Here is a 12012-nt window from a genome sequence, read left to right on the forward strand (position 1 = left end):
AAATTATGAATAGAAGCACAAAAATTTTGTTAGCTATATCACTTGTTGCACTAGTAATTGTTTCGGCATTGACTTTTGTTAACATCTCATCGTCTCCTAATACGAGTGCCAGATCTCAAGCAGATGAAATTGCAAAAGAAAAGGCCGGTATAGTCAAAGATGATTACTTTGGAAATTATACTCGTGAGAAACAGTATTATTCTGTTGGTGGTTTAACAAAGAATAATAAATACCGTTACGTGATCATCAATGCCAAAAGTGGTAAAGCAAAAACTATAGATTTGAATAATGCACCTGTTCGTAAGGATGTCGTAAAAGGAGTTGCCGATAGGTATGATGCGGTTAAAATACTGCATATAAACCTTGGGATGTACAAAGGTAAGCCTACTTGGGAAGTTGCCTTTAAGAACAAGGCGGGTAATATCGGTTACAACTTAGTTGATTTTCGCTCGGGCAAGAGTGTTCAGATTATTAATAATATTTAGATAACAAAGGGGAATTATTCATGGTAAAACAGATCAACATTGCTGATGCAAAAAACTATGTAGATCAAGAAGTAAAAATTGGTGTATGGCTTACAGATAAGCGTTCATCAGGTAAAATTGCTTTCTTGCAATTAAGAGATGGGACTGCCTTTTTCCAAGGTGTTGTATTGAAGAATGAAGTTAGTGAAGAAACATTCACTACAGCTAAAGGCCTTCATCAAGAAGCTAGTTTTTGGATAACAGGTACGATTCATAAAGATGATCGTTCACACTTTGGTTATGAAATACAAGTTTCAGATATCGAAGTTATTGACGACAGTGAAGGATATCCAATTGGTAATAAGGAACATGGAATTGATTTCTTGCTTGATGAACGTCATCTTTGGTTAAGATCACGTCGTCCTTTTGCAATTATGCATATTAGAAATGAAATTATTAAAGCAAGTTATGATTTCTTCAATGATAATGGCTTCATTAAAATGGATTCACCAATATTCACAGGTACTGCTCCAGAAGGAACTACAGAATTGTTCCATACAGAATACTTTGATACAGATGCATACTTGTCACAAAGTGGTCAATTATACGCTGAGGCCGGTGCTATGGCGTATGGTAAGGTGTTTACCTTTGGACCAACATTCCGTGCTGAAAAATCAAAGACACGTCGTCATTTAACTGAGTTTTGGATGATTGAACCGGAAATGGCATTCATGCACCAAGAACAAAGTCTTGAAGTTCAAGAAAATTATGTAGCATACTTAGTTCAACGTGTTATTGACAATTGTGCTTATGATTTGAAGTTAATTGATCGTGATATTGAAACACTAAAGAAGTATACTAAGACACCATATCCTAAGATTACTTATGATAAGGCAATTGAGATGCTTCAAGGTGCAGGTATGGATGTTAAATGGGGAGATGACTTTGGTTCTCCTGAGGAATCATATCTATCAGAACAATTTGAACAACCAGTATTTATCTTGAATTATCCTAAAGAAATCAAGTCATTTTATATGTTGCCAGATCCAGATGATGATCGATTGTTTGTCTGCGCTGACTTATTAGCACCAGAAGGATATGGAGAAATAATCGGTGGTTCAGAACGTGAAACAGACTATGATAAGCTTGAAGAAGTTGTTAAAGCAAAGGGATTAAATCCAGAAGATTATTCATGGTACCTAGACCTTAGAAAATACGGTTCAGTTCCTCATTCCGGTTTTGGTATGGGACTAGAACGTGCTATTACTTGGATCTGTCACCTAGATCATTTACGTGAAGCAATTCCATTCCCACGTATGATCAATCGTTTAAGACCATAATTTAATCAAAGAAAGAGAGCGTGGTAGAACACGTTCAGTTTTCGTTTATAAATCTAAAAAGCCGGTATTTACGTAAGTAAATATCGGATTTTTGGACTTATAAGGAGAAAATTGTATTTTGACACGCGTTTTCACTGCAAGTTTGAGTAGAAAAATAGTTATGTCACAACTCCTTCTAAAATTTTAATCAAAAAAAGCATGTTTTGTCATAACTATTTGTAAGTAACGCAATATTGAAAGAAGTGAAATAAATGGACGAATCTATCTTTGAACAGTTTTTATCTAGTGGTAATACTAGTGTTAGTAACTTGATTTTAAGGAATTATAGTAAATTAGGGATGACGGAAAAAGATTTAATAATTTATATGGAATTATCTATGTATGCACAAAAGGGGATACAATTTCCTATGGCACAAACTCTCGGTGAGGACACTGGTATGGATGAATCAACCATTTATACAATTATCCAAGGACTGATAAAATTGGGAATAATAGACTTAGAGACAATAATAGATCATCATCAACAACGTGATATCTATGTATTAACTCCAATTTTCAAAAGATTGGAAGTTTTGTTAAATCAAAAGTCAGAGTCTGATCAAAAATCCAAACTAATGTCAGATACTGAAGAACTGTTTAAAAAGATTGAGGTTGAATTCGGACGTCCAATTTCTCCAATTGAACAAGATCAGGTCCATCAATGGATTGATGATGATCATTACCCAATTAAATTAATTGAGTTAGCACTACGAGAAGCTATTTTGAATCAAGCATATTCCATGAAGTATATGGATCGGATTTTAATAAGTTGGGAAAAGAGTAATATTAAGACAGCTGAGCAACTCCAAGAAAGACGAAAGAAGTTGGGTTATTAATGTTAAAAGATGAGCAGATCGTATGGGCAATTGAGCAAATGGAAGAAGATATTGGACCTGTAGGACCATCACTGGATTCCAGGACGCCATTTCAATATCTTGTATCGGTTATTTTGAGCGCACAAGCCACAGACGTTTCGGTAAATAAAGTTACACCAATTCTATTTTCAAAGTATCCTAATCCACTAGATTTGATGAATGCGGACGTTTCAGATGTTGAACAGATAATTAAGAGTGTTGGTTTGTTTCATAATAAAGCTAGAAATATTATTAAAACTGCAAGAATTGTTCATGAAGAATTGAACGATGTTGTTCCAACGACTAGAAGCGGGATTATGGCTTTGCCAGGGGCTGGTAGAAAAACTGCCAATGTAGTTTTAAGTGATGTATTCAATGAGCCAACTTTTGCCGTAGATACACACGTTTCAGCAATTTCAAAGAGACTACATTTTATTGATGAAAAAGCATCTCCATTACAGGTAGAAAACAAAATTGTTAGTGTAATGAAACCTGATGAGTTGCATAGAGCTCATCATACAATGATTGAATATGGTAGAAAGTATTCAATGAAGTTAACTCCTGATAAGGAAGTTTGCCAGTTGATCATTGATTGCGATAAATTAAATGAAGAAAATGAAGCTCTTATTTAACTAAAAAAAGATTCCAAAACCGATTAATTTCGATTTTGGAATCTTTTTAGTTTAAATTAATTCGATACATTAGTAGAACCACTTTGGGTAGTAGAGCCACCTTGAGTCGTTGAACCTTGGTTGCTGGTATCTCCAGTTGAACCTGTATCTGTATTAGTATTTGTATCAGTGTTACCAGAATTACTTGTGTCACCAGTATTAGTACTTCCACCGTTATTGGTATTTCCAGTGTTGTTGTTAGACGAAGTATTTCCACTGTTATTAGTATTAGTGTTATCTGTGGAAGTATTATTATCAGTTGAAGTATTACCAGTACTACCGGTTCCAGTAGTCGTTGAGTCATCTGTAGTTGTGTCATTATCTGTATCAGTTGATTCAGACGAGCTACTTGATGGTCTTGTTGTAGTGGCATCATTACTACTTGATTCCGAAGTACTGTTAGAAGTTGATGAAGAGCTCTCAGTTCCTTTATAAGGGTTATTAGGTGCATATCCCTTAACGAACAATTCACTAGTTGCACCACTAGATGAAGAGGCTACAGTTGGTGTAGTCGATCCATTATTTAAAATGTTTAGTTTTACAACAGAACTAGGTTTCTTCCAGTTTGGATTAGTACTATTTGACTTACTTTGTAAATATTCCATTTCAGCCTTATAGACTTTACCAGCTACACTTTGATAACTCATTGCGATACCACTCGAATTAGGAGAGTCATAACCGGTCCAAACACTCATTGAATAATTCTTCGTATAGCCATTGTACCAAGCATCTTTAGCAGTGCCACTAAGTGCTGAATTAGTTGCGATTGCATCGGAAGAATAATTAGTAGTACCAGTTTTACCTGCTTGATGTAATCCTGAGATGTTTGCGTATGTAGCATAACTAGTTGGAACACCTTTAAGTACATCTGTGATCATATAGGCTGTTGATGCCTTCATAACACGTTTTCCTTTGGAACTATACTTATGAGTGATCCCGTCAGCTGTCTCAATTTTTGAGATATAAGTTGGCTTGTAGTAAGTACCACCATTTGAGAATGCGGCATAAGCAGATGCGCCTTGAACACTAGATGCTTCAGCACCGATACCAACGCTTAAAGGATCACTTGATTTAAGATTCATACCAAGTTTATTGGCGAATCCCTTTGCTTTAGTGAGTCCAACGTCTGATAGGGTACGAATGGCAGGTATATTTCTTGAATTGACAAGGGCATCACGCATACTTATTTGTCCCTCGTATTGTTCGTCCCAATCTTTTAATTCAATATCTGTTCCGGCATAAGTATAAGCTGTATCTTCAACTTGATGATAAGTTGACCAATTTAAATATTCAATTGCTGGACCATAGTCTAGAATAGGTTTCATAGTTGATCCGTTACTACGTGATGTTTGAACAGCACGATTTAGACCAAATTGAATATTAGATAGGTTTCTACCGCCAATCATAGCAACCACTTTACCGTTATTTGGATTAACTATAGTTGCACCAACTTGTTCTTTGGCATCTTGGAAGGCCACTGTACCGGAATTTACGATGCTATAAAGTTTCTTTTGTGCTCCGTAATCCATATTTACAGTGATTTTTAAATTGTCACGGTATGGATCAAATCCTTTTTTCTTAACTTCAGTAATTGCTTCTTTTATATATGGATCAGATACAATACGTTTTGTATCATTACTATTACTTACTTTTTTGTAAGGTTCCAATCCATCGTCGATCGGTGTATCAAGTGCTTCATTTTCTTGTGCTTTGGTTATTTTGTTATTGTTGTACATAGCAGTGATAACTAAGTCTCTACGTGACTTTGCTGCATCAGGGTGAACGTAGGGGTCATAATTACTTGGGGCATTTGGAATACCAGCTAGAAGTGCTGCTTGTGCTACGGTAAGTTTATTCAATGATTTACCATAGTAATACTTTGAGGCAGTTTTAATACCACCGATACCGTTGTTGAAGTATTCCTTATTTAAGTAAAATTCAAGAATTTGTTGCTTGGAGAATTTTTGACTTACTCGCATTGCAAGATATGCTTCTTGCATTTTACGCTTAAAGGTTTGATCTTTAGCATCAGTGGAGAAGACAGTTAATTTAATTAATTGCTGTGTTAAAGTACTTGCACCTTGTAAAGTTCCTTTGGTTACGTTGGTAATTGCTGATTTAACAATTCTTATTGGATCAATACCTAATGGTTCGTTATAGAAGTTTTTGTCCTCAATTGATATAACAGCATCTTGAACCCTTTGAGGAACTTTATCGATTGTTACGTAATTTCTTTTGTTGGCTCCTAAAGTAGCAATGGTTTTCCCATTAGTGTCAACAATTGTTGACGAACCACCACTTTGTAAATTTTCTTGGCTTACGGTAGGAGCACTCAACGCGTAATAAACAAAAACGGCGATAAATGCTACTGCTAACACTCCAATAAGGGCTAATAGCCATTTGAATATAGATTTCAAAATAGCTTTAGATGAAGGAGTGTTATTTTTATTTTTACTCATTTTTTCTCCCTCCCACTTTCTATAAGCGATTGAACTGCTTTAATATAGGGTAAAGTAGGGTTATAGTCAGGACTAACTTCAACTGAACAATCAATAATTTGTTTTAGTTGAATTGATTTTGGACCGTTGTTTCTTTGTCCATTCCAATATTCAAAGAGGTTGTCAACTGGCATTATGAAATAACGCTTCAAGGAAACATATTTGATAATTACAAAACATATTCCTCCCTGTTTTTGACAAGCTCTCAAATGGTCAATTTGGTGTTGATGAAAGTTCTTTAGTGGAAATGTGTTCTTGTGTGTTGTTTCTTTTGCCTCAAAATCAATATAGTAACCATTATAAATTCCATTGTAGTCAGTTGTAGAGGCTTGTGCGAAATAAGCTTCTTTGATAACTGCACGACTACGCTTAGGATAGTCTACTTTAACAATCTGGATAGGCGTTGGTTTCTTATAAATAACAGCAATATCGTGGCTACGGTAATATTTATTGCTTTCATTTATTTCTTCCTCCAGTGTCATACCACGGTCACCAAAAATCATTTTCTTTTTAGCTGAGGTATTAACTGGAGATTTTTTTGATGGGGGAGTATTAAACGCTCTTCCATCAGGATAATTAATTTTCAAAATATCAACTCCTACTTGTGCATTATACCATGGCGATGTGAATTATAGAGAGAGTGAGTAATTCACAAATATTAAACATTGTTTATAGTATTATAGAATAAAAGCTTGTTAGTTTAAAATTTTTTAAGGAGATTTTTTCAATGATCAAAAATTTATGGGTAACTGGCTATCGATCATATGAAATCGGATTATTTAAACCTGACGATCCAAAGGCCAAAGTCATACAAAAGTTCTTTACTGAACGATTAATAAATTATGCAGAAGATGGAATGCAATGGGTATTAACAGGTGCTCAACTTGGAACGGAACAAATAATTGGAAAGTCCATACAAGATGTAAAATCTCAAGGATATGAAATAAAACATGCTGTAATATTGCCATTTGCACAATTTGGAGACAAATGGAACGAAAATAATCGTCAATTACTAAATATTTTTTTAAGAAATGCCGACTATGTTAATAAATTGACGAATATGGGGTATCATTCAAGTGAACAATTAAGAGCTTGGCAAAGTTTCATGTTAAAACACACTGATGGAGCCATGATATTTTATGATCCGGATAGTGAAGGAAAACCAAAGTTTGACTATAAGTCTATTGAAAACTACCGAAATAACGGGAATAATTACGAATTAGAACTAGTTGATTTTGATACTATGCAGGATTTTGCTAATATAATGTTTGATAACTAGCTTAAAGGTAAGTTCTTTTGTTATAATTAACTAACATAAATTGGGGTGTTCAAAATGAATAATATGAATCAGATGAATGGATTTAATCCACAACCAAATAACGATAATGAATTTGTTTTAAATTTCCAACCAAATGATATTTTGCAAAAGGAATTTAAAACAAAGATGAGAGGATACGATCCTACAGAAGTTGATCAATTCCTAGATGGAATCATCAAGGATTATGAAGCTTACTCAAATGAGTTGAATCGTATTCAATCAGAAAATGAAAATCTCAAGAATCAATTGGGATCAAAAGGACAACGTCCCCAGCAAGCACAACCTATGAAAAACCGTGCCGTTGGACCTAGACCACAGATGAAGAATCAACAAAAATCTGCAAGTGCTATTGCTGCAGAGGCTGAATCTTCTACTAATTTTGATATTCTAAAAAGAATATCGAATTTAGAGAATCGTGTTTTCGGACACGACTTTTCGAATGGATTGCCTGAAGAAAATGGTCATGACGCAAATGTTAAACAATTTGCATCAGCTGCTGTTCCTAATAATATGAATGGTGTTGAAAGTGGTCATAATGAAATCAATCCTCGTATGAACCAGCAAAATGCTGATCACGGAACACAACAACCTCAGATGAATAATCAACAAGGATTCAATGATCAGAATCATTTTCAATCTAACCGTCAAGGACAGAATATGAATGGTTTTAATGGAAATATTAATAATAATGGTAATTTTAACCAATATTAGTGTATAATGAACTCATCGGTAAATTTTGAGTAATCGCGGCCTAGTTATCTAGGCTGAGGAAAGTCCACGCCCGCACGAGCTGAGATGCTTGTAGTGTCCGTGCTTGGCCCAATAAGCCAAGGTACCTTCGGGTAACGGCAGCGAACGCACTAAAGCTTTTGCCATGTGTTACTAGCTTGAAAGTGCCACAGAGACGTAGTATTACGGGAAACCGTAATAGTGGAACGAGGTAAACCCCGCGAGCGGGCAACCCAAACTTTGGTAGGGGCGCTTCATAACGAGAAATGAATCTACTGTGAAGGCGTAATTGTAGATAGATGATTACTAACTGTATCGGAGTGCCTAGCCGGTACATGAACAGAACGTGGCTTATAGAAATTTACTATGGTAAGGGACGACTTGTTCGTCCTTTTTTTGTATGAAAAATTAAAACTCATGAAGAGGTAGAAATGAAATTAATTGCGACAATGTCAAGCGGTTTTGAAGCTATAACCGCACGTGAATTACAGGATTTAGGTTATGAGACTCAAACGGAGAATGGCAAAGTATATTTTGATGGTGAATATGAAGATATCGCCAAAGCTAATCTTTGGTTACGTAGTGCTGATCGTATTAAGATTATTGTTGGAACTTTTGAAGCAACTTCATTTGAAGAATTGTTTGATAAAGTATACGCAATAGCTTGGGATAAATGGTTGCCATTAAATGCAGCATTTCCCATCAAAGCGAGAACCGTTAAGTCAGAGCTTCATTCAGAACGCGATATTCAAGCAATTACTAAAAAGGCCATTGTTAATAAAATGGCTGATGTTTATATGCGTCGAGGTCGTTTACCAGAATCTGGAGCAACTTTCCAAATTGAAACGCGTATTCATAAAGATCAAGTAGAAGTAACCATTGATACAACGGGGGCATCATTATATAAACGTGGATACCGTGTTGAGCACGGTGTGGCTCCTCTAAAAGAGAATTTTGCTGCCGCAATGATTTTATTGACAGTTTGGCATCCTGATATGCCCTTTATCGATCCAACAACTGGTTCAGGAACAATTGCAATTGAAGCTGCACGATTGGCTAGAAACATTGCGCCGGGTATTCAGCGTAACTTCGCATTTGAAGATTTCGATTGGTTTGATTCTAAAATAATTACTAATTTAAAAGAAGAAGCTAGAGCTAACGAAAAAGATATTGATCTTGATATATTTGCTAGTGATATTGATGGTTCAATGATTGATCTTGCTAAGTTAAATGCTCACGATGCTGGTGTTTTACATGACATTCAATTTAAGCAAGTTGCTGTAAAGGATTTGAAAATTGAAGGTGATGATGGTGTTATCATTACCAACCCTCCATATGGTCAACGTATGAGTGATATGGAAACTGTTAGAAAATTGTATAAAGAAATGGGAACGGTATTTTCAACCGCTCCCACATGGAGTAAATATATTCTTACTAGTGATTTGGAATTTGAGAAATACTATGGACAAAGAGCTACTAAGAAACGTAAGTTATATAATGGTTCGATTAGAGCCGATTATTATCAATATTGGGCAAAACGTCGTCATTAATTATAAACTGTCACGACGGTGAAGGTCCCATAAAATCATAAGAATCAACGCACCAGTGACAAGTAGTGAAAAGAACCATGACCACCATTTGTCCGCAACGGGAAGTTTCATATTCATACCATAAAAACCTGATACGATCGTGGGAATACTTAAGACAATTGTGTAAACTGTCAGTATTTTCATGGTCGTATTTGTTTGATTATTCAAAATATTATTGTATGTATTAGCAACTCGGTCAATAATATCAGAAGTTAAATTGGCTTGATCTCTAATTTGCTCAATTTCAATGATCGAATCATGAAGATGCTCTTTAGATTTCTTCGTTAGATTTATATCTTGGATTTTACCAGTAGAAATGATTTCAATCTGTTTGACAACATTAAAATTACCATTGATAGCTGTACTGATATATGTAATCAAATCTTCCAACTCAGCCAATTCTAAAATTTGGTTCTTAGAAGAACGGCTACGTTTTATGTGATTTTGAATTCGATTGCGGTCTTGGTTAATGTCACTCATACGGTCATTGTAATCGCTTGTTATTTGATCAAAAGTGTTGAATATGATCTCCCATATACGATCCTCTATACTACTTTCGAAGTGATGATGCGCATTTATTACGTAATCCTTTATGTAATGAGTCGAATTATTTGTGAATAAGAATAGTTGATCGCCTTTAATTGCAAAAGAAATGGGTAAGGTACTTCCAGAAAGCGTGTCATCATCAACATTTTCATTTTGTACATTAAAGACAATTAAAAAAGTACTTGCTTGTTCATCGTATTCTAAACGAGCACGTTCATTTGTATCATCAGCGTAATCTAAAATTTCATTAGTAATATTATATTTTTCAATTAATATATTACGATCTTTGTCACTGAGATTTTCCTTAGAGTTAATATCTACTAACGTCAAATCTTGGCCTATTGGTTGTGAATTTATCATTATTGTTCTCCCTCAAAAATAATAATATCATAAAAAAGCAGGTTGATTATTCGATAATTGAATAATCAACCTGCTTTAAATTTAAGTAAATAAAATTATGGAGTAAATAATGTAGTTAATTGATCTTGTGGGATACCCTTGAAATAATCATCCAAGTTGAATCCTTTTAGTACTGAAAGGATTTCATCACGATCAAACTTAGTATTGACCAACTTTTCTTTAATCTCAGTAACATCTTTCATACCGAAGTAATCACCATATATTTCTGCGGTGTCGATTTTTCCATCTTCAACATTGTAACGTACATCAACAGTACCCATGTCAAAGTGCTTTCTTTGTTTAGCAGTGAATTTAGGTGATTTTCCATAAACCCAATCCCAATTGTAGTAATATTGTTCCTTCAGCTTATCAATTTCTTTTTGATCTTCTGGAGTAACGATATACTCGTGATCTTTGATCTCGTCTAAGGAGTTAGCGTGGAATAGTTCCAACAGTAATTTGTCACGGAATTGTTCAGTAGTTAAATCTTGATATTCTTTAGCAAGGTAGGGACGTACATTTGTAACACGACTTCTGATCGATTTGATGCCTTTAGAAGCAATCTTATCCTTTTGAACGTGTAGTGCCTTAGTCAAGACATCAAGGTCAACATCAAGTGAAAGTGTACCGTGTGAGAATGTTTTCCCGTTTCTTGAGTACATTGCATTACCGGAGAATTTCTTACCATCTACTAGTAGATCGTTTCTACCAGATACTTCGGCACTAGTTGCACCCATTTGATGCAATGCATCGATAATAGGTTGAGTAAATGATTTAAAATCGCCAAAGTTACTGTCATCTGAATCAACCATGAAACTGAAACAAAGATTACCAAGATCTTGATATACAGCACCGCCTCCAGATAAACGACGTGTAACTGTAATATTATTATCCTTTATATAATCAGGGTTAATCTCTTCCATTGTGTTTTGATTTCGCCCAACGATGATACATGGTCCTTCGATATAAAATAAAACTAATGGTTCGTCAAATTCAACATTGTTCATTAAATATTGTTCAGTTGCCAAATTATCACGAATGTCACGATCTTTCATTACAACATAGTACATAAAAGTGCCCCCTTAAGTAATTTTGTAAGCGATTTAATAGTATCACAAATTTCACAAAGGGAACATTAAAAACATTTACTTTCGGAGTTTAATTAGTTCTTGATGAATTAGACTATGTGCAGTGTTATTATCTTTATCGGAAATATGTTTAACAAAGTAAGATGGAAATTTGGTTAGACTTTCTAGAATTGGATCTAAGATAGCTTGGTAATGTTTAGAATAAAGTTTATCAATACTATCTGTTAAAATTTTACTATCAGAGTGAATGAATAAGATATCGTCATTGATATGTTGTCTGTTCATATCGTCTAAGGCCAGTTTCAAGGCTAAGAATTCTAGATAGTGATTATCGAGTGGTTGTTGCTGTTCAACGTGCTTGATAATTTGGTCATTATATTTTATTACGTATGAAGTGGCAGCAAGATTTAAATTAGTATTTAAACCAGCGTCGGTGTACAATTTAATCATCTTATTAAAAACCTTTCAGGAGTAGAT

At 34.8% G+C, this 12012-nt stretch carries 12 protein-coding genes and 1 other RNA gene; 8 read left to right on the top strand and 5 right to left on the bottom strand.

Features of this window, described 5'->3' with window-relative positions; all coding sequences use genetic code 11:
- Positions 1-5 precede the first annotated feature (5 nt).
- The 4 genes from BTM29_RS09715 to BTM29_RS09730 all read left to right on the top strand — a co-directional run bounded on the left by BTM29_RS09715 (position 6) and on the right by BTM29_RS09730 (position 3329).
- Positions 6-485 (top strand): cell wall elongation regulator TseB-like domain-containing protein, encoded by a 480-nt coding sequence (locus BTM29_RS09715; protein WP_076616805.1) that lies wholly within the window; start codon positions 6-8, stop codon positions 483-485.
- A gap of 20 nt (positions 486-505) precedes the next feature.
- A complete protein-coding gene (asnS, locus tag BTM29_RS09720; protein WP_076616809.1) occupies positions 506-1804 on the top strand; it encodes an asparagine--tRNA ligase in 1299 nt (432 codons plus the stop codon).
- A gap of 251 nt (positions 1805-2055) precedes the next feature.
- Positions 2056-2679 carry a DnaD domain protein gene (locus BTM29_RS09725; protein WP_076616812.1) on the top strand — a complete coding sequence of 208 codons (624 nt, stop codon included), beginning with the start codon at positions 2056-2058 and terminating at the stop codon, positions 2677-2679.
- Complete coding sequence (locus tag BTM29_RS09730; protein ID WP_076616815.1) at positions 2679-3329, top strand: endonuclease III domain-containing protein; 651 nt, start codon at positions 2679-2681, stop codon at positions 3327-3329. The genes BTM29_RS09725 and BTM29_RS09730 overlap by 1 nt, the downstream gene beginning before the upstream one ends.
- A gap of 56 nt (positions 3330-3385) precedes the next feature.
- Here BTM29_RS09730 and BTM29_RS09735 read toward each other — a convergent pair whose 3' ends face one another.
- Positions 3386-5827: a transglycosylase domain-containing protein gene (locus BTM29_RS09735; protein ID WP_076616818.1), complete on the bottom strand. Its 2442-nt coding sequence runs from the start codon at positions 5825-5827 to the stop codon at positions 3386-3388.
- The gene (gene recU / locus BTM29_RS09740) at positions 5824-6453 is read right to left on the bottom strand and encodes a Holliday junction resolvase RecU (RefSeq protein WP_076616822.1); all 630 of its coding nucleotides are present in this window, start codon (positions 6451-6453) and stop codon (positions 5824-5826) included. Before recU ends, BTM29_RS09735 begins: the two co-directional genes overlap by 4 nt.
- A 140-nt stretch (positions 6454-6593) precedes the next feature.
- On the opposite strand from recU, the gene BTM29_RS09745 reads away from it, so the two are divergent.
- The 4 genes from BTM29_RS09745 (at position 6594) to BTM29_RS09760 (ending at position 9463) form a co-directional block, all read left to right on the top strand.
- Entirely contained in the window at positions 6594-7145 is a 552-nt protein-coding gene (locus BTM29_RS09745) for an SLOG family protein (RefSeq protein WP_076616825.1), read from the top strand.
- A 54-nt stretch (positions 7146-7199) separates the two neighbouring features.
- The gene (gpsB, locus tag BTM29_RS09750; RefSeq protein ID WP_076616828.1) at positions 7200-7895 is read left to right on the top strand and encodes a cell division regulator GpsB; all 696 of its coding nucleotides are present in this window, start codon (positions 7200-7202) and stop codon (positions 7893-7895) included.
- Positions 7896-7916: 21 nt separating this feature from the next.
- Positions 7917-8272, top strand: an RNA gene (gene rnpB, locus BTM29_RS09755) — RNase P RNA component class B.
- 72 nt (positions 8273-8344) lie between these two features.
- Positions 8345-9463 carry a THUMP domain-containing class I SAM-dependent RNA methyltransferase gene (locus BTM29_RS09760; protein WP_076616832.1) on the top strand — a complete coding sequence of 373 codons (1119 nt, stop codon included), beginning with the start codon at positions 8345-8347 and terminating at the stop codon, positions 9461-9463.
- Here the strand turns inward: BTM29_RS09760 and BTM29_RS09765 are convergent, their stop codons facing one another.
- From BTM29_RS09765 to BTM29_RS09775, 3 genes are all read right to left on the bottom strand, one after another.
- On the bottom strand, positions 9464-10408 hold the full coding sequence (locus BTM29_RS09765) for a magnesium transporter CorA family protein (protein ID WP_076616835.1): 945 nt from the start codon (positions 10406-10408) through the stop codon (positions 9464-9466). It abuts the gene before it with no gap.
- Positions 10409-10503: 95 nt separating this feature from the next.
- Positions 10504-11517 carry a lipoate--protein ligase gene (locus BTM29_RS09770; protein ID WP_076616838.1) on the bottom strand — a complete coding sequence of 338 codons (1014 nt, stop codon included), beginning with the start codon at positions 11515-11517 and terminating at the stop codon, positions 10504-10506.
- 75 nt (positions 11518-11592) lie between these two features.
- A complete protein-coding gene (locus BTM29_RS09775) occupies positions 11593-11985 on the bottom strand; it encodes a reverse transcriptase-like protein (RefSeq protein WP_076616841.1) in 393 nt (130 codons plus the stop codon).
- Between the last annotated feature and the right edge of the window lie 27 nt (positions 11986-12012).

Origin of the sequence: Companilactobacillus allii (assembly GCF_001971585.1) — a bacterium.
Classification (GTDB): Bacteria; Bacillota; Bacilli; order Lactobacillales; family Lactobacillaceae; genus Companilactobacillus; species Companilactobacillus allii.